Genomic DNA, 18,580 nt, shown 5'->3' with positions numbered 1-18,580 from the left:
GGGCGATGGATGGAGCCGCATCCAGATTTGTTCCGCGAACAGGCGCGCGTGACCGAAGTCACGGCGAAAGTGGCGCGCCGGCTGGCACAGTTTCGCCAACAGGCCGCAGGGGTGCAGTCGGAAATCGTGTCCATCCGCCGCGACTTCTGGGAAGACGTGACGGTCAACCTCGAGGACGCCATCGAGGCGGCCGAAACGATGGCCAGCATTCGTCAGCAGGCGGAGGTCATGTCCGAACAGGAGCGCAGCCATCAGAGTCTGACGCAGCAGATTCGGATTCTGGGCAGACTCGAGCAGTCGCCCTACTTTGGCCGTATCGACTTTCTGGCGGATGGGGAAGCCGAGGCGGATCGCATCTACATCGGCATCGCGTCCTTCGTCGACGACAACGGTGAAGACTTTCTGATTCACGACTGGCGCGCGCCGATTTGCAGTGTCTATTACGATCACGAGCCGGGTCCCGCAGACTACCGGGCGCCGGCGGGGGTCATCCAGGGGACCCTCGAACGCAAGCGCCAGTTTTTGATGAAGGCTGGCAAAATCGTGAGCATGTTCGACACCGCCATCACCATTGGCGACCAGATTCTGCAGGAGATTCTCGGCAGCGCCGCTTCTCCCCAGATGAAGAGCATTGTCGGCACGATTCAGCGGGAGCAGAACCGCATCATCCGCAACACCCGCAACCAGCTGCTGGTTGTGCAAGGGGTGGCGGGCAGCGGAAAGACGTCCACGGCGCTGCAGCGCATCGCGTACCTGCTGTACCACGAGCGGGAGTCGCTGCGGTCGGAGAACGTCCTGTTGTTCTCGCCGAACCCGCTGTTTTCGAGTTACGTATCGAATGTACTGCCGGAGCTGGGCGAGGAGAGCATGCGCCAGCTCACCTATCAGGACTATGTCCGGACCGCGCTCGGGAAGGCGCAGCCGGTGGAAGACATCTTTGACCAGACTGAGTACGTCTTGACGCAAATGGACCATCCCGACTATTCGGCCCGGCTCCAGGCGATTCGCTATAAGTCCTCGATGGATTTCAAGGACCTGATGGACCGGTACATCGCTTGGCTGGCACAGGATGGACTGGAGTTTCGGGGCATCAAGTTTCGCGGCAGCCTGTTGATTTCGCGCAAGGACATCAAGCGCCGCTTTTATGCCATGGACAACCGTATCAGCATTCCGAACCGGCTGGCCATGCTCAAGCGGGAGCTGTTGAAAGAATTGAAGGAGCACGAGATCAAGCAACGGAGTCAGCGCTGGGTGGAAGACGAAGTGGAACTGCTGGATGAAGAGACCCACCATGCGGCGTTCCAGCGGCTGCAGAGCGAGGGGCGCTTTGCGCAAACCTCGTTTGACGATTTTTCGCGGGAGCAGGCGCTGTTGGCTGAACAGGTCGTCCATCAAAGCTTTCGCCCGCTGCGCGCCGCCATTGCGCAACTGCGCTTCGTGGATGTTCGGGCGGTCTACGCGAACTTGTTTAACCAGCGGCAGTTTACGCAGCGCATTGCCAAACGCCACGAGCTGCCAGAAGAATGGCCGGACATTTGCGCGCAGACACTGCGGCAGCTGGAAACGGGCAAGTTGGCATACGAGGATGCCGCGCCGTTTCTCTACCTGAAGGAGCGGCTGACCGGCATCCGGTCCCATCCGCTGATTCGCCATGTGTTCATCGACGAGGCGCAGGACTATTCGGCTTTTCAGCTGGCGTGCATTCGGCAGTTGTTTCCGCATGCGAGGATGACGCTCCTGGGCGATCCGAACCAGGCGATTCACCTCCAGGCGTCAGGGGCGTCCGCTTTTGACGCCGCGCGGTCGCTGTACCCGGCTGAGCGGACGGAGACTTTGGTGCTCAACCGGAGCTATCGTCCAACCCGCGAGATCGTCGAATTCACGCGGCGCATCGTGGAGGGCGGCGAGCGGATTGAACCGTTTGAGCGGACGGGGATTCGACCGACGCTGACACGCGTACGGGACGAGGAGGACCGGCGTGCCAAGCTGCTGGCGTGTATGCGGGACGTGCAGCAGCGAGGCCACCGGACGATCGCGATCATTTGCAAAACGGCTGGGGAGACGCGCCGGGTGTATGAATCGCTGCGCGACCAGTTGGAACTGCAGCTGGTGGATGAAGAGACAGTGACGTTCCGGCCGGAGCCGCTGGTCATTCCATCGTATCTGGCCAAAGGCGTGGAGTTTGACGCGGTGCTGGTGTACGACGCGTCGGAACACACCTACAGCCGCGATCATGAGCGTACGCTGTTTTACACGGTCTGCACCCGTGCCATGCACGAGCTGCACCTGTTTTCGCAGGGCACGCCCTGCCCGTGGATTGATGCGGCGTACTGCGACGTGAAGTGAGGGAGAAGGGCCGAATGCATGAAGCACAGCGGGGCGAGGTGCAGCGGGGCGAGGGCCGGCGTTTGTTTTTCGGGATCGCGCTGCCGGACACCCTGAAGCAGTCACTGGGGCGCATGCAGCAGGCGCTCCAACGTTCCGGCGTGGCAGCCGGAAATTGGTCCGATCCTTCGCTGTTCCACATCACGGTGCTGTTTCTTGGCCAACGCCCGGAAGAAGAACGAGAGCGGCTGGTGGAGGCAGGTGCGCGAGCGGCCTCCTTAGCGTCGCCGTTTGAACTGACGCTCGGCACCCTCGGGGTGTTCGAACGAAATCGCATTTTGTGGATGGGGCTCGCCGAAAACGATGGAATGGCCAGCCTGCGGCAGCTTCATGCCGCCGTGCAGCGAGCGGTCGGTGCGTTGGAGCTTCGTGATTGGCAGTTGGACACTCGACGATATCAGCCCCACCTGACACTCGCGCGCAAGCTCGATGTCAGGACGTTTCAGGCATTGGACGTGCCGTCTGACATCGAGGACGCGGGTCGAGGGGGCGTCCGGATGTTCCCCGTCGAGCAGCTGTGTTTGTTCGAATCGACTCGAATGGCGGGGAAGCTGACCTATCCCGTGGTGAAGGCTTTTCCTTTGGGGTAGGCAAGGCAATGTCCAAGGTTGGGGACGCCGGCCCGGCGGCGCCGGCCCCCCGTTAAGGAAGGAAAGGCGCCTAAAGTCGGTCGGCCGGGCACGCCGGCCCCCCGTTAGGGCAGGAAAGGCGCCTAAAGCGGCGGGTCCCAGTGCGGCTGGCGGTCAGCTAGGGCAGGAAAGGCGCCTAAAGCGGCGGGTCGCGGTGCGGCTGGGGGTCAGCTAAGGAAGGAAAGGCGCCTAAAGTCGGCCGGCCCGGGCACGCCGGCCCCCCGTTAAGGAAGGAAAGGCGCCTAAAGCGGCGGGTCCCAGCGCGGCTGGGGGTCAGCTAGGGCAGGAAAGGCGCCTAAAGTCGGCCGGCCCGGCGGCGCCGGCCCCCCGTTAAGGAAGGAAAGGCGCCTAAAGTGGCGGGTCCCAGTGCGGCTGGCGGTCAGCTAAGGAAGGAAAGGCGCCTAAAGTCGGCCGGCCCAGGCACGCCGCGCCGGGCGCTCAATCCATCCGCGCTCACCCAGCGCTCACTTCGCCTGACGGCGCTTCTGCTCGTAGTGAATCAGCCCCATCGCGTCGACGGTCATGTCCAAGTCCAGCACCGAGAGGTCGTCGCCCGGGTCAAAGCCATGCGCCCGTAAATCCGCTTTCACCCATGTGCGCAGCGCGTCTGCCACAATCGGAACGGACAACTGGTCGTCCGGCAGCCCGCCGACAATCTCCGCAAACGCGTCGGCGACGCGCGCCGTGTCGCGCATCGCTGGTTCTCGCTTTGACCGTCCGAAGTGCGCATGGTAGACCCAAGTGAACGGTACTTGCTGCAGCATCGCCATCGTGTTGTGGATCGCGACCGGATCGAAGTCGGTCGGCGACGTCGACGGCATCACCCACTCATACGACCAGCCCGTGAACCCGGTCGGATAGAAAATCCCCACCGCATCGCCTGCGAACAGTGCGTCTGAGACGGGATCTAAAATCGTGAAGTGATGCTTTGCGTGGCCCGGGGAATCGAAGAAGGTCAACGTCCGGCGCCCAATATCCAGCGTCTCTTCATGGTGGCGAATCAGCACGCGGGCTTCGGGCACCGGCTTGATGGAGCCGAACAACTGCGGCAATGCCGCCCCGTACACCTGCTCTGCGCCGCCCCACAAGCGGCTCGGGTCGATCATGTGCCGTGCCGCCCGCGGGTGGCACACCAACGTGGCGTCGCGCGCGCGTTCCATCATGTGACCTGCGCCGCCGGCGTGGTCCAGGTGGACGTGCGTCACGATGACATAGTCCAGGTCTTCCGGTTTCACGTCCAGCTGCGCGAGCGCCTCGACCAGGAGGTCATGAGACAAGGACGATCCCGTCTCAATCAGCGTCAGCTTTTCGTCACGAATGAAATAGGCCGCCGTTCGGCAGCGTGCACCTTGCTCCAGCAAGTCGATCATCCACACATCGTTGCCGAGATCGACCGGTACGGAACGTGGAGAAGTCATGGCGATCACCGATCCCTTCGAAAGATTCCCCGCTTTGCCCCGGGTTTTGAGCCGGAACTGCGCGCGGAGGATGAACGCGGCTGCGGCCGGCCGGCGGCCGAGTTCCGCTCGCGCCAACTGGGTCCGCTGCTGGAGGCCTGCACCGTGGAGCGGGACTTCCGGCCCGCGTCTTTTGCGCGGCCCGCTTCACTGCGTCGGCCGCCTCGCATGGAGCCGGCGCTCCGCGCTGCCGGGCGGCCGCTCAGCGAGATGGGGCTGTCGTCGCGAGCCCACCGGCTGCCGGATGTCGATTCTGTGCGAGACGCCCGGAATCCGCCAGCGCTGCGTCGGTCCGTCTTGCGCGCAGAACGCTGCGCACGCGGCCCCGTGGCGGCCGCCTCCTGGCGTGCGCGCCAGCTTTCCCGCGCAGCCGTCTTCCGCCGAGGGCGGAGCGGGTGGATTTCCGCGACGCGGCGGGGCCGTCCCTGAACCGGCAGCAGTTCGTCCGTCCGTGATTCAATCCGCTCCCGCGCTTCATCGACTTCAATGACATCCGCCAGTTCGTCGCTTTCCGGCTCCTCTGCCAGTGTATACCTGGAGACGCCGAGGAGCATCCCCATCGCCACGAGGCTCATGACCAGCGACGTGCCGCCGTAGCTGATAAACGGCAGCGGGATCCCGGTCACTGGCAGCAGCCCGGTCACAGCACCCAGGTTAATGAACATCCCCACGGTGATGGTCGCCGTCAATCCGAGCGCGAGCAGCGAACCAAAGCGCGTGTCGGCGTGCCTTGCCACAAGAAAGCCTCGCCAAATGAGAACACCGAAGACCACCAGCAGCGCACAGGCGCCGACAATGCCCCACTCTTCCACAAATACTGGGAAAATGAAGTCGATATGCGGGACGGGGAGGTAGCCGGTCTTTTCAATGCTCATGCCAAAACCGCGGCCGAACCAGCCGCCGTTGACAATGCCTGTCCAGCCTTGCAGAAGCTGATAGGACTGCGTCGGGTTGGCAAACGGATGCAGAAAGGACGTGAGCCGGCTGGACCGGTAATGGGCCGAGAATGCCACGCCCACCAGGACGGGCGCCCCAAACAAAAACGTGAACAACAGCGGTTTCAGCCGCGTGCCGGACGCAAGGGCCATAATGACGGCCGTACCAATCAACGTTAAAGATGTGCCCATGTCCGGCTCCAGCAAGATGAGGCCAGCGTTCAGCGCAATCACAATGAGGGCTGGCAGCAGCCCCTTTTTGAAGCTGTGAAGGAACATGACCTTCTTACTGAAAAAAAACGCCAGGTACAGCGCCAAAATAATCAACGCAAACTCAGAGGGCTGAAAGGTGATGCTGCCGTGGCCCAGCCAGCGGCGGCTGCCAGCCTTGGAGACACCAATGCCCGGAACAATGACCATCGCCAACAAAAGCAGATTGACCAACATGAGGCGCGGGGCCCATTTGTACCAAGTCAGGTAAGGGATTTGCATGACGCCCATCATCAGTCCCAGGCCAATCACAGCCGCAATCAGTTGGCGCACCGCAAAGTGGGACGCGGAAAGGCCGAGATCGAGCGCAAAATACGTACTCGCCGAGAATACCGTGACAACGCCTACGGCGCACAGGATCACGACGGTAAAAAACAAGATGTAGTCTGGCTGGTGTCGTTGTCCTTGCAAGCGCGCCACCTTCCTCAGTCAGTGTCCGCAACAGGGTTTCTTTCGACACGATGGGTCGTTTCCCCTGCAGGCGGATCGCCGAACGTCCCGCGTCATTTCCGCGACTGAAAGATTTTCGTCACAGAACGACGCGGGGAGACGCCAGGACTGCTGTGGCGCGCATTGAGTGGCGCGCATTGAAATGAGCTGCGATGCTCCGTCGTCCATCGGCGCTGCGGCACCGACGTGCAGACGTTACCACCAGTGCATGCCAATGGCGGTGACGCCGATGATGGCCGCCAGAGGGATCGCGATCTGCCAGCCGCCTCCTCCGCCTGGACCGGGTCCGTAGCCGCCGGGTCCTGGTCCGCCCGGCCCCGCTGGACCACCTGGCCCGTACCCCCACGGCCCCCAGCGGTGATCGCCCACGCCGGCTGCCGCGGGCGTGCTCTCAGCCGCGTAAGACGGAATCAAAATCAGGTGGTGCTTGGTGCAGTGCGCAACGACCCCATGAAAAACGCCGTAGTGCGTGTGGCACTGGACTTGCTGCCCAATCAACGATCGCACATAATGACGGGAAATCACGGACATCAGCCTCCTTTGTCGACACATTCTATGGGGCAGATGCCTGCGAATTCGCGGCGAATGCACAGATTGTACCAAGTGGTAGACCTCGGCCCAGAAATCCAGGATAATAGGGAGTGCAAAACGGGGACCGAAACAGGCACCAAAACCGGGACCGATTGAAATCGCGCAACGCGCAATGCCTGACTTGGGCAGAGGGTTTCGCGAAGGTGGAGGACAGGGTGGAGACATTTCGAAGAAACTTTCGGGAGCTGGATTTTACACTCATTGGCGCCATGATTCTGCTAGCCGTGTACGGGTGTATCGCCCTGCTTGCCACGACGTATGGGAAGCCGACGGCTCCAAATGGTCCAGTGCCCCCACACGTGCTCAGCAAACAGATTATGTTCGAAGTCGTTGGCTTCATCCTGATGTTGGCCATGGCTGCCGTGGACTATCGCGTGCTTCGAAAGTACCGTTGGTGGATTTACGGCGTAGTTCTCCTGCTGCTCGTTGCGGTGTTTGCCATGCCGACGGTCAACGGAGCACACAGCTGGATTCCGCTTGGCTCGTTGACCTTTGAGCCGTCCGAGTTCATGAAACTGGCGTTGATCATCGTCATCGCGGGCTTTATGGCAGACAATGACGAGTCCGAGTTTCCCGACTATCGGCTGCGTAAGACATGGCCGATTTGGGTCGTGTTCATTGTGCCGTTTGCGCTCATTTACAAGGAGCCGGCGCTCGGGCAGGCGCTGGTCGTGTTTGCCATTGTCATGACCATGCTGGTCGTGTACCTCAAACGGTCCTACTTCATTATTTTCACCATCATCACCCTGCTGGTCGTCGGCGGCATCACCCTGGTGGCCGTCCAGTATCCGCACCAAGCAGTGGATTTTCTCAATAACGTCGTCATCAAGCACCACATCATCAGGAAATTCCAGCTGATGCGGATTTTGACATGGCTTGACCCAACCCTCGCACTCAACAAAGAGGGGTACAGCGTTCACCAGACGCAGATGGCGATTGGCTCTGGCCAGATTTTTGGGGAGGGCCTGTTTAACGGGATTGAGACCAGCGGCGGCTGGATTCCCAACCAGTGGACGGACTATATTTTCTCCGGAATCGGTGAGGAGTTCGGGTTCGTCGGGTCCAGCTTGTTGATTCTCCTGTTCTTGGTGATTTTTTACCGGATGACACGCATTGCGGGGACGTCGCGGGACGCGTTTGGCACCTATCTGATTATTGGCTTGGTCGGGATGTTCGCTTTCCAGGTGTTCGAGAACATCGGTATGGACATGTACATGAGCCCGGCTACAGGCATCGCCTTGCCGTTTGTCACGTACGGCGGCAGTTCGCTTTTGCTGAACTACATGGCGATTGGACTTGCCCTCAGTGTCTGTGTTCGCCGCAAGCGCCTGCGATTTTCGTAGGAGGTTGTCTCGATGGTCCGTCACATAACGCTGGCGGATTTCGGCCACGCTATGCCTAGATACCAGGACTGGAGGGATGGCGCATGGCTTGGCAGTTTCGGGGACACCCCGTTCGCGAGATTCACGGGTTGCCGTATACGATTCACCAGTTTCAGAATGGGCAGTGGCAAATCGTGATCGACAACTGCCCGAGGCACCCTGCAGGGTACACGTTCATCACTCCTATGAGGAAGCCGTTTCGGCGCTTGCCCAGTGGGGCAGCGAGGAGCGCGCGATTGCTGGTGACGACACTGGCGCGACAGAGGAAATCGTCGATTTACGAGATTAAGTTGTTTGAAGGCCAAGTTGTTTCAAGACGAGCGAGACGAAGTTGGCTGGGAAGGGGAGTCATGCGGGTGAACATCCAGATGGCGGACCGGATGGCACGGTTGCCGAAACAATTTTTTGCAGACTTGACTCGGCGTGTGCAGGCTGAAATCGAGGCGGGGCGGGACATCATCAACCTGGGACAGGGGAACCCAGACTTGCCCACGCCGCCGCACATTGTCGAAGCGCTGCGGGAAGCCGCGCTGGACCCGGCAACCCATCGCTACGGCCCATTTCGCGGGATGGCGGCCTTGAAGGAAGCAGTGGCCGCGTTCTACGCGCGAACCTATGGCATAGACCTCGACCCGGATACGGAAGTGGCGATTTTGTTCGGCGGCAAAGCGGGCCTCGTCGAAGTCAGCGAGATTTACCTCAATCCGGGAGACGTCGCGCTGGTGCCCGACCCCGGCTACCCGGACTACTGGAGCGGCATTGCCCTCGCCGGCGCACGGATGGTGACCCTGCCGCTCACGGCCGATCGCAGTTTTCTGCCCGATTTCGAGGCGGTGGCGGACGCGGACTGGCAGGCGGCGAAGCTGCTGTTTCTCAACTACCCGCACAATCCGACCGGGGCAACGGCGCCCGCGTCGTTGTATACAGACCTCGTCGAACAGGCACGCAAACACGACGTTTGGGTAGTGCACGACTTCGCATACGGGGCGATTGGTTACGATGGCATCCAGCCGCCTTCGTTTCTGCAGGCACCCGGTGCGAAAGAGGTCGGGATCGAACTGTACACACTCAGCAAAACGTACAACATGGCCGGCTGGCGTGTCGCCTTTGCTGTGGGCAATCCTGACATGATTGCGGCCATCAACTTGTTTCAAGACCACTACTATGTCTCCTTATTTCCGGCGGTGCAACGGGCGGCGATCGCCGCACTGACAGGCCCGCAGGACTGCGTGGAGAACCTGCGCATGACCTACGAGTCCCGCCGCAATGCCTTCGTCGGCGCGCTCCAGTCCCTCGGCGTACACTGCCCGCCGCCGGGCGGGTCATTCTTCGTGTGGATGCCGGTGCCGGAGGGATTCAAAGCAGTATCGTATGCGGACATGCTGCTCGAGAAGGCGGGCGTCGCCGTCGCCCCGGGGGTCGGGTTCGGCGCGTGCGGCGAAGGCTACGTGCGCATCGGGCTGCTGACCTCGGAGGACCGACTGCGGGAGGCGGCGCACCGGATCGCGGCGGTGACGAGGTAAGCAGCGCCCGGCCGGGGAGGCTGGGCGCGGGGAGCAGGCGGGGGCGGTTATCGGGTGGGGCCGGGCAGGGCCGCGCGGGGCCGCGCGGCATAAGGAAGAAAAGGTTCCATATCGCACCCAGGTCACGGCGCGCGTCGCCCCCACAAGGAAGAAAAGGCGCCTTATCGCGCTCACCCCTGCGGACATAAGGAACCAAGGGTGCCTTATTGGGTCCAGGCGATCGCGGCCCCTGGGCGTATCCCGGGCGTATAAGGAAGAAAAGGTTCCATATCGCACCCAGGTCACGGCGCGCGTCGCCCCCACAAGGAAGAAAGGGCGCCTTATCGCGCTTACCTCCGCGGGCATAAGGAACCAAGGGTGCCTTATTGGGTCCAGGCGATCGCGGCCCCTGGGCGTATCCCGGGCGTATAAGGAAGAAAAGGTTCCATATCGCACCCAGGCCATGGCGCGCGTCGCCCCCACAAGGAAGAAAGGGCGCCTTATCGCGCTCACCCCTGCGGGCATAAGGAACCAAGGGTGCCTTATTGGGTCCAGGCGATCGCGGCCCCCGGGCGTATCCCGGGCGGTATAAGGAAGAAAAGGTTCCATATCGCACCCAGGCCATGGCGCGCGTCGCCCCCACAAGGAAGAAAAGGCGCCTTATCGCGCTTACCCCCGCGGGCATAAGGAACCAAGGGTGCCTTATCGGGTCCAGGCGATCGCGGCCCGGCCCCAGCCCCGCCCGGCTCCGCCCAGCCCTCGCGCCCTTACCTGGCCCGGCCCCAGCCCCGCCTGATCGCACCATCTACTCCATCCCATCACGGGTGCTGAAATCCTTCCCCAAGTTGACTGCTGCTGCGGTACCTGTCTGCCAGTCGGATGAGCCACAGGTGGTGGTATGGCTCTTGGTACAACACAGGCTCCACGCGAACGTCACCCGGGCCAAGTTTGTACATCCACACGGTGGTTTCCGTTGGCGTATTTGGATTCAACCGAATGCCCAGGTGAACAGAGTCCCGATATCCGTTCTTATACGCAATGACACCTAGTTGGCCGTGAAGTTCCTGAATCATCGGACGATACCGCGGATCGCGAATGAGCGGCGCGTCAAACCACGGCGTGTAGCCGTTGCGATCAGTGCGCAGGCGCTGTTCGCTCTCGATTACGACCACTTCAGCGCCCTCCAGCGGTTTCAAGGTCCGCCCGTCGATCACGTGAATCCGCAGCTTGGAGCTTCTTGGCCACCGCTCGAACACATTGGAGCGTTGGCCTGGCGTTGGGGCGGGTGCTGGTGCGGCATCCGGACGTGGTTGCGCCGGTTGCTGACGCGCGCCTGGGGACGGTGCGGACGGTTGCTGGCTGCCCGGCGCTGGCGCCTGATTCGGAGGAGCCTGCGGGTCCGGCGCGGGCCGCTGGGCCGGCCGTTGCTGCGGCTGCGCAGCGTTTCCCGAAGGCCGTTGCTGCGGCTGCGCAGCGTTCCCCGAAGGCTGCTGCTGGGTGGGTTGCGCCGCGCCCGACGTTGCGGCCAGTGCCGGGGCAGCCGCCAGCCGGTGAATCACGTGAAGCGGAGCATGGCGCAAACTAGTTGCCCCGGTTGGAACGGTGCTCGAGGTGGTGCTGGATGCCCAAGCGAGCGTCGCAGTCATTGCGGCCGCGCACAGGCCAATCAATTTTACCGATGGCAAACGATGTTTCACAAATAACCCTCCTGTACGGACCCATTCGTGAACGGGTCCTTGTGCGAACGGACCCTTTTACGAACGGTACTGCCGAAGGGTGCGATCGATATAGTAAAACTGCAAAATCTGCACGTAGTCGCGTCCCCGTTCGGCCCAATACTCTGAACCCCACTGTGCCATTTTCTGCGCGTTCCGATATTGCCAGTTCGGGTCGTTCTCGTTGCCTGCCCGATAATTCAATTCGATGATTTCGCCGTCCGGCTTGACGTATGCGTAGGGACGAATCGCCATCACGGCCTGGTTGGTGTCCGGCTGGCGGGAGAGGTAACGGAACGTTTGAAAGTTGACGGTGTTGTCCACGTCGAACGTGAAGCCATCAATGCTGACCGGGTGCAGGTGGTGGTACCATGCGAACATCTTGATGGCCATTGCGCCAGCTTTGAGGGCCTCAATATTCCAGGATGGTACCCACTCGTTGGGCAGCACGTCCTCGCAATATTGCTCAAACGGCACCGTCTGTACCCACTGAATCCGCCCCCGTGGGTCGGGTTCGCCATTTGGATTGAGCCCGCGGATCGCGACCCGGATGACGGACGGTTCGGCCGTATTATCAATGGTGTAAACTTGCTGAGCGTGGGCGGGCACACCGGTGCAGACCAGTGTCACCGCCGCCGCAGCAAGGCCAAACCAGAGCCGTCGAACAGGGGTTCTACGCCGAAGTCGTTGTTGGTCGCTCATGGTCCTCTCCTCACGTTTCATCAATAAGATGGATTTAACGTTTCCCGAATCTGGAGCGAACATGCGCGATGTGACATCCTCAAGTAGAGCGAGTACAATGGAGACCGGTGTGAGATTCAAGGGGAAGTGTGAGATTGAAGGGCAAGGAAGGGATGCCGAGTGCAAAAACTGAACCTGACTGGGAAGGCGAAACACAGCAAAGGCACAGAGGATACCATGCGGGGACTGTCCACCGTGTTTGTGGACGGAGAGCGTGTATTTATAGACAACGGCGCAATTCACGGAAAGAGTGAACTGGAGCGCGGCGTGACATTTGTCCGTACCCTTGAAGAAGTCCCGAACCCCAGACCGGTGTGGGGGTTCTGGGTGACCCTGCACCGCTTTGAGGGCGGCGTCCAAGGATACTATGGAGTCATGCCATTTCTGATTCAGTTGGACGAGGATCATCAGAAAGGCTATAAATCCTTGGCGCAGCAGGTGAATTGCATGGAAAAGGCGGTCAAGGGTCAAGCGGACTTGCGAGAGGTTCCTGACGACGTTCGTGCCCGGTTAGCCGAATTTTTGGCATCGGTCCGTCCAGAGTTGTGGGAACATGCCGGGCCAGCATTTCGCGAGGCGTTCGGAGCAGGAGGACAGGCATGACGATTCAGCCAGACACCGTCTTGGAAACACATCAACCATCCCGTTCGTCAGGGGAGGCCCGCCGGTTGGATCAATCGGACACGCCGTTGTTTAGCACGCTGCTGAGCCATGCGGCGCGCGAACCGGTGCAGTTTCACATCCCAGGCCACAAGCGCGGGCGCGGGATGGAAACTGCGTTTTCGCAGTTCATTGGGCAAAACGCGCTCTCGCTCGACCTCATCAACATCGCGCCGCTCGATGACCTGCACCACCCGACAGGCGCCATCAAGCAGGCGCAGGAACTCGCAGCTGAAGCGTTTGGCGCCGACGCCACCTACTTTTCCGTGCAGGGGACCAGCACGGCCATCATGACCATGGTGCTGGCGGCTGTCCGGCCTGGCGAGAAAATCCTGGTGCCGCGCAACGTACACAAGTCTGTCCTGGCGGCCATCATCATGGCGGACGCGCGTCCTGTGTTTTTGCATCCAGAGGTCGATCACGACCTTGGCATCGCCCATGGGCTGTCGGTTGAAGTGGTCCGGGAAGCGCTGGAGAACCACCCCGACGCCAAGGCGCTCGTCGTCATCAACCCGACTTACTTCGGCATCGCGGCTGATTTGAAGCAGATGGTCGAGATTGCCCATGCGCACGGCGTGGCGGTGCTGGTCGATGAGGCGCATGGCGTACATACGCATTTCCATCCCAGGCTGCCCATTTCCGCGATGGCGGCGGGGGCCGACATGGCCGCCACCAGCGTGCACAAGCTCGGTGGGTCGCTGACGCAGTCGAGCGTTCTGAACGTGCGCAAGGGCCTCATCGACCCGCGGCACGTGCAGGTGGTGCTGAGTATGTTGACGACCACCTCGACTTCGTACTTGTTGTTGGCGTCGCTCGACGTGGCGCGAAAGGAACTCGCCCTGCACGGCCAGGAGCGCATTGAGCGCGCACTGATGCTCGCCGATGTGGCGCGCCAGCGCATCAACCAGATTGATGGACTGTTTTGTGTCGGGGAGGAGATTTTGCGTGACAGTGCGACTTACGCACTCGACCCGACGAAACTGACTGTGTCCGTCCGTCGGCTGGGAATCCGCGGTTACGACGTGGAACGCATGCTGCGTGAGGAGTTCAATATTGAAGTGGAACTGAGCGACCTGTACAACATCCTGTGTATCGTTTCGTGGGGAGACGACATGAGCGACATCGACCGGTTGGTGTCCGCGCTGGAGACCATCGCGGCGACCTACCGTGATCGGACGGACCTCGAAACGCTTTCGGTGCGGGCCCCTTCGATGCCGGAGTTGAGGATGTCACCGCGGGCGGCGTTTTACGCCCCGACCGAAACCGTTCCACTTGCGCAAGCAGTTGGCCGGACGATCGCGGAAATGATTATGGTCTATCCACCGGGAATTCCTATTTTATTGCCCGGGGAAGTGGTGACAAAGGACAACATCGAGTACATCGAAGAAAACTTGCGCGCCGGGCTGCCCGTACAAGGGCCGGATGACCCGGAAATTCGAAACGTCAAAGTCGTTTTAGATTGACACGACGTGTGCGGCGGAAGGCCGGTCGACCATGACGGGTGTCGCGACCGTGATCGCAAGGCCGTACACGGAGGGAGGGCGTGGTGGTGAACAGTTCGACCGCAGCAAACGCACAAGCACACACCGTCACAGCAGGAAGGAGCCCGAACCGCCGGCATTGGTTTACGCCGCGTAGCGGGCTTCACACTTGGTTGACGCATCTGCTGCCGGAGTCGTTGGTGCTCTTGCTGTACGCGGTGCTGATTGGTGTGGTTGGCGGGTTGGGCGCCGTGGTGTTTCGGAAGTTGATCAATTTCCTGACGAGCGTCTTTTTCACACAAGGAACGAACTGGCTGCACTTTTTGGGGCGGGCGGATGTGGTCATTCTTCCGGCTGTCGGACTGGTGGCCGTCAGCTGCCTGGTCAAGTACTTTGCGCCCGAAGCGAAGGGGCATGGCGTCCCGGAAGTGATGGCCGCCATCGCAGAGAATGGCAGCATCATCCGCGGCCGCGTGGTGGTGGTCAAGACCATCGCGTCTGCGCTGACCATCGGTTCGGGTGGGTCCGTGGGCCGCGAGGGCCCGATTGTTCAAATTGGGTCGGCATTCGGTTCGTTGTTTGGTCAGTACCTGGGGCTGCCTGAGCGCTACCTGCGTTTGATGGTGGCGTGCGGGGCAGGTGCGGGCATCGCGGCCACGTTCAATGCGCCGGTCGGCGGCGTCATGTTCGCCACCGAGGTCATTCTCGGCAGCTTCGCCCTGCAGAACTTCACGGCCATTGTGATTTCGAGCGTCGTCAGCGCGGCCATTGGCCGAGTGTTTTTCGGTGACCAGCAAGCCTTTCCCATCCCCATGTATCAGATGGGTCACTTTGGCGTGTATTGGGTATACGTCATTCTGGGTCTCCTAACCGGGCTGTGGAGTTACGTGTACATTCGAACCTTGTACAGGGTGGAAGATTGGTTCGACGCGCGAAAGTGGCCGTTCTGGGGGAAAGCGCTGGCGGCTGGACTGGTCGTCGGTGTGGTCGGCATGTGGTTTCCGCAGGTGTTTGGGGTGGGGTACCCAACCGTTGACCTGGCCCTTCAAAACCACATGGCGCTGTGGTTGATGTGCGTTCTGTTGGTACTCAAGCTCCTGATGACCTCCGTCACGATTGCGGGCGGGGGGTCCGGCGGCGTCTTTTCGCCTGGCCTCTACATGGGCTCGATGCTGGGCGGCGCGGTCGGGATTGTACTCTACCGCCTGATGCCGCACGCGGGCATCAGCCCAGGGGCGATGGCGGCCATCGCGATGGCGGGCGTGTTTGCCGGAAGTGCGCAGGCGCCGGTGACGGCCATCATGATGTTGTTCGAAATGACCGGGGACTACAGCATTATTCTGCCGCTGATGATTACCGCGGTGCTTGCCACGACGGTGACGAGTTCACTCAGCAAAGAGTCCATTTATACGATGAAACTGGTTCGCCGCGGCTTGGACATTGCGCGGCGGCGGCAGCCGGACCGCATGCGCGCGGTGTATGTCGGCGAAGCGGTAGCGGCGGAGCGCATGAGTCTGCCGGCAGAAATGGCCGTGAAGCAGGCCTGGGAACGGTTCTCGAAAAGCCAGGAGTGGTTCGCGTGGGTACGCGATGCACAAGGGCGGCTCATCGGTTCTGTCGCCCGCGCTCAAGTGCTGGAAGCCCTGACCGACGGGCGCAGCCAGCAGTTGGTGAAGGACCTGCTGCCGAAGGTGATTCACCGCGTCGACGAACGCGCGACGCTGGCGGAAGCCCTCGACCAAATGAACCGACACGACGTGACCTATTTACTGGTCTGCCGAGGCGATACGGCGGTTGGGGTGATTGGCAGTTCCGACATCGTTCACGCGTACAAGAACAATGACCTGGCGTGACCGGAGTGTGATGCATTGAGCCTGCGCGGCGGGGGAGCACAGCAGCGTTCGCACGGCACCGGATTTCCCTTGCTGGACAATCCCTGTTATGCTTTTCTTAAATGGTATGGCGGAGGAGGACGATGTCGGATGGCAACACTGGAAGTCGGTCAGATGGCGCCCGATTTTGCACTGCCCGACCAGAATGGGAACGTGATCTCACTGGCGGACCTGCGCGGCAAGGTTGTGGTGTTGTACTTTTATCCGAAGGACGACACCCCGGGGTGCACCAAGGAAGCCTGTGCGTTTCGCGACCTGAACCACGAACTGGCAGAGGCGGGGGCCGTCGTCTACGGGGTTTCCCGCGACTCGGTCAAGTCGCATGAGAAGTTTGCCGGCAAATACGGCCTGAACTTTCCGCTCCTGGCCGACGAAACCTCGGCGGTGTGTGAGGCATACGGCGTGATCCAAGACAAAAACATGTACGGCAGAATCACCAAGGGGATTGTCAGGACGACATTTATTATCGATCGCGACGGTAAAATCGCCCGCATCTGGCCGAAGGTGAAAGTGGACGGGCATGCGGATGAAGTGCTCGCGGCAGTCAAGGCGCTGTAGGGCTGCTGGCGCCGGGTCCGCGAGTCCCGGGTTTGGTTCCCCCTTGCCGCGCTTCGCCAACCCCCCTGTAAAGATGGGGCAGACTGGCGTATAATAACGGTGAGGTGAGGAATATATGGTGACACTCACGGACAGCGCAGCCGAAAAATTACGCGAAATGCTGGATGAAGAAGGGACCGAAAACGCCCTTCGCATTTATATTAAACCGGGCGGATGTTCCGGGTTCAGTTACGGCATGGCCCTCGACGAGGTGCATGAGGGGGACGAGGTGTACGCCATTAAAGGCATCAAGGTGGCTGTGGATTCAGAAGGGCTGGAGTTGATTGACGGGTCGCAAATTGACTTTGTCGATGATTTGACCGGTCAGGGCTTTCGAATTCTGAATCCCAACGCGACGATGACCTGTGGCTGCGGGTCGAGCTTCCGCACGGCGACACAAGCAGGGCAGCCAGGTTCTTGCGAATAAGCATCCTTTCAGTCTCGGAGCCCATTGCGCCGTTTGGCGCTTGCTCCGGGATTTTTTTGTGGAGGAGTCTGCATCCGCGCGTGCGCCCGCGTGTGGACAGGCGTGGGCATGCGGCTCAGGGACCTTTGCGACGATTGGCTGGGAGGCGGGACGATGGGGCATTTTGAGAAGGTCTTGAAGGACCCGGTACACGACGAAATTCTGGTCGACGACCCTTGGGTGTGGCGCCTGGTGAATTCTGCTGCGGTGCAGCGGCTGCGCAGAATCCGGCAGCTCGGGACGTCCTACCTGACCTTCCACGGTGCGGAGCACAGCCGTTTTACCCACTCGCTCGGGGCGTATGAAACGATGCGGCGGGTGCTGATTCATCTCCAGCGCGAGTGCGGATGGCCCGCCGACGAACGTGATCGCAAACTGGCCCTTTCCGCTGCCCTGCTGCACGATGTGGGGCATGGGCCGTTTTCGCATACGTTTGAATCCATCTACCCCGTCCACCACGAACAGTGGACCCGTCGAATCCTGCAGGAAGACGACGAGATGCAGACGATTCTTGCGGAAATTGACGACGAATTCGCCAATGACCTCGTCGGGATTTTACAGAAGGCCGGGCGCCACCCAATGGTCGAGCAGTTGATTACAAGTCAGCTGGACGTCGACCGGATGGATTATCTGCTGCGGGACGCGCTGAACACGGGTGTCAGTTACGGCCGCTTCGAACTGGCGCGGCTGCTGCGTTCGCTGACGATTTCCGACGGCCAGATTCTGCTTCGGGCGAATGCGCTGCACACTGTGGAACAGTACATCTTGGCGCGCTATTTCATGTATGCGCAAGTCTATCTGCACCCGGTCACGGTGGGCAGCGACGTGCTGGTGCTGCAGATTTTGCGCAGAGCAGGCGACCTCATCCGCGACGGAAAACTGCGTGAGCTTCCGCAGGAATTGCTCGCCATCATTGGGGCAGACGAGATGGACATCCGCGTCTCTGACTATTTGGCATTGGACGAGTCCACGCTGCTGTACGCGTTTCGGCAGTGGTCCCGGTCGGAAGACAGTGTGCTGGCGGACTTGTCCCAGCGCTTTCTGCACCGGCGCCTGTTTGCACCCATCACGCGGACGGAGCCAAATTCCGAAGAATGGGCGATTCTTCGAACCGCGGCGAGGGCGCTGGGCTTTCATCCGGATTACTACGTCAGCGGACGCACGGCAGAAATTTCGGGCTACGTGTACCGCGGCGAAGGCATTCTGCTGCTGCGTCCGGACGGATCGCGTACCGAACTCAGCCGGGAATCCAAAATCGTCCGCTCCCTGGCGGCCGATACGGAGTACCGCATTTTCATTCCGAAGGAAATGGTCGAGGGGGACGATCCTGTCTGTGAACGGGTGCGCAACCTCGTACATTGGGCAATGCCGTAGCCTTGCCCAATGTCGGCATGCGGCCGCATGCGGCTTGTGCGCCGGAGGTACGA

At 61.0% G+C, this 18,580-nt stretch carries 16 protein-coding genes; 11 read left to right on the top strand and 5 right to left on the bottom strand.

What is annotated here, in order from left to right; translation table 11 throughout:
* The first annotated feature begins 9 nt into the window (after window positions 1-9).
* Both helD and thpR read left to right on the top strand, forming a co-directional pair.
* On the top strand, window positions 10-2,346 hold the full coding sequence (gene helD / locus JI721_RS02115; protein ID WP_274456426.1) for an RNA polymerase recycling motor HelD: 2,337 nt from the start codon (window positions 10-12) through the stop codon (window positions 2,344-2,346).
* 14 nt (window positions 2,347-2,360) lie between these two features.
* The gene (thpR, locus tag JI721_RS02110) at window positions 2,361-2,975 is read left to right on the top strand and encodes an RNA 2',3'-cyclic phosphodiesterase (protein ID WP_274456425.1); all 615 of its coding nucleotides are present in this window, start codon (window positions 2,361-2,363) and stop codon (window positions 2,973-2,975) included.
* A gap of 503 nt (window positions 2,976-3,478) precedes the next feature.
* Here the strand turns inward: thpR and JI721_RS02105 are convergent.
* From JI721_RS02105 to JI721_RS02095, 3 genes are all read right to left on the bottom strand, one after another.
* A complete protein-coding gene (locus tag JI721_RS02105) occupies window positions 3,479-4,432 on the bottom strand; it encodes an MBL fold metallo-hydrolase (protein ID WP_274456424.1) in 954 nt (317 codons plus the stop codon).
* A 5-nt stretch (window positions 4,433-4,437) separates the two neighbouring features.
* A complete protein-coding gene (locus tag JI721_RS02100; protein WP_274456423.1) occupies window positions 4,438-6,087 on the bottom strand; it encodes an FtsW/RodA/SpoVE family cell cycle protein in 1,650 nt (549 codons plus the stop codon).
* A gap of 234 nt (window positions 6,088-6,321) precedes the next feature.
* Entirely contained in the window at window positions 6,322-6,657 is a 336-nt protein-coding gene (locus JI721_RS02095) for a hypothetical protein (protein WP_274456421.1), read from the bottom strand.
* Between the two features lie 215 nt (window positions 6,658-6,872).
* Between JI721_RS02095 and JI721_RS02090 the strand changes: the two genes are divergently transcribed.
* Window positions 6,873-8,060 (top strand): FtsW/RodA/SpoVE family cell cycle protein, encoded by a 1,188-nt coding sequence (locus JI721_RS02090; RefSeq protein ID WP_274456420.1) that lies wholly within the window; start codon window positions 6,873-6,875, stop codon window positions 8,058-8,060.
* Window positions 8,061-8,449: 389 nt separating this feature from the next.
* The gene (locus JI721_RS02085; protein ID WP_274457616.1) at window positions 8,450-9,622 is read left to right on the top strand and encodes a pyridoxal phosphate-dependent aminotransferase; all 1,173 of its coding nucleotides are present in this window, start codon (window positions 8,450-8,452) and stop codon (window positions 9,620-9,622) included.
* A 797-nt stretch (window positions 9,623-10,419) separates the two neighbouring features.
* On the opposite strand, the gene JI721_RS02080 is transcribed toward JI721_RS02085, so the two are convergent.
* Window positions 10,420-10,773 (bottom strand): hypothetical protein, encoded by a 354-nt coding sequence (locus tag JI721_RS02080; RefSeq protein WP_274456419.1) that lies wholly within the window; start codon window positions 10,771-10,773, stop codon window positions 10,420-10,422.
* A gap of 65 nt (window positions 10,774-10,838) precedes the next feature.
* Between JI721_RS02080 and JI721_RS02075 the strand changes: the two genes are divergently transcribed.
* A complete protein-coding gene (locus JI721_RS02075) occupies window positions 10,839-11,186 on the top strand; it encodes a hypothetical protein (protein WP_274456418.1) in 348 nt (115 codons plus the stop codon).
* Between the two features lie 169 nt (window positions 11,187-11,355).
* Here JI721_RS02075 and JI721_RS02070 read toward each other — a convergent pair whose 3' ends face one another.
* On the bottom strand, window positions 11,356-12,018 hold the full coding sequence (locus tag JI721_RS02070) for a SpoIID/LytB domain-containing protein (protein WP_274456417.1): 663 nt from the start codon (window positions 12,016-12,018) through the stop codon (window positions 11,356-11,358).
* A gap of 159 nt (window positions 12,019-12,177) precedes the next feature.
* Here JI721_RS02070 and JI721_RS02065 point away from each other — a divergent pair, with 159 nt between their 5' ends.
* The 6 genes from JI721_RS02065 (at window position 12,178) to JI721_RS02040 (ending at window position 18,527) form a co-directional block, all read left to right on the top strand.
* A complete protein-coding gene (locus JI721_RS02065) occupies window positions 12,178-12,660 on the top strand; it encodes a YwhD family protein (protein WP_274456416.1) in 483 nt (160 codons plus the stop codon).
* 65 nt (window positions 12,661-12,725) lie between these two features.
* Complete coding sequence (locus JI721_RS02060) at window positions 12,726-14,180, top strand: aminotransferase class I/II-fold pyridoxal phosphate-dependent enzyme (RefSeq protein WP_274456415.1); 1,455 nt, start codon at window positions 12,726-12,728, stop codon at window positions 14,178-14,180.
* A gap of 86 nt (window positions 14,181-14,266) precedes the next feature.
* On the top strand, window positions 14,267-16,051 hold the full coding sequence (locus JI721_RS02055) for a chloride channel protein (RefSeq protein WP_274456414.1): 1,785 nt from the start codon (window positions 14,267-14,269) through the stop codon (window positions 16,049-16,051).
* A gap of 129 nt (window positions 16,052-16,180) precedes the next feature.
* Window positions 16,181-16,648 carry a thioredoxin-dependent thiol peroxidase gene (gene bcp / locus JI721_RS02050; protein ID WP_274456413.1) on the top strand — a complete coding sequence of 156 codons (468 nt, stop codon included), beginning with the start codon at window positions 16,181-16,183 and terminating at the stop codon, window positions 16,646-16,648.
* 115 nt (window positions 16,649-16,763) lie between these two features.
* A complete protein-coding gene (locus JI721_RS02045; protein ID WP_274456412.1) occupies window positions 16,764-17,114 on the top strand; it encodes a HesB/IscA family protein in 351 nt (116 codons plus the stop codon).
* Between the two features lie 153 nt (window positions 17,115-17,267).
* Complete coding sequence (locus JI721_RS02040) at window positions 17,268-18,527, top strand: HD domain-containing protein (protein ID WP_274456411.1); 1,260 nt, start codon at window positions 17,268-17,270, stop codon at window positions 18,525-18,527.
* Window positions 18,528-18,580: the final 53 nt, after the last annotated feature.

Origin of the sequence: Alicyclobacillus cycloheptanicus, from assembly GCF_028751525.1 — a bacterium.
Taxonomy (GTDB): Bacteria; Bacillota; Bacilli; order Alicyclobacillales; family Alicyclobacillaceae; genus Alicyclobacillus_L; species Alicyclobacillus_L cycloheptanicus.
Note: the sequence above shows the minus strand (reverse complement) of the source record. Positions and strands in the feature narration are given on the sequence as shown.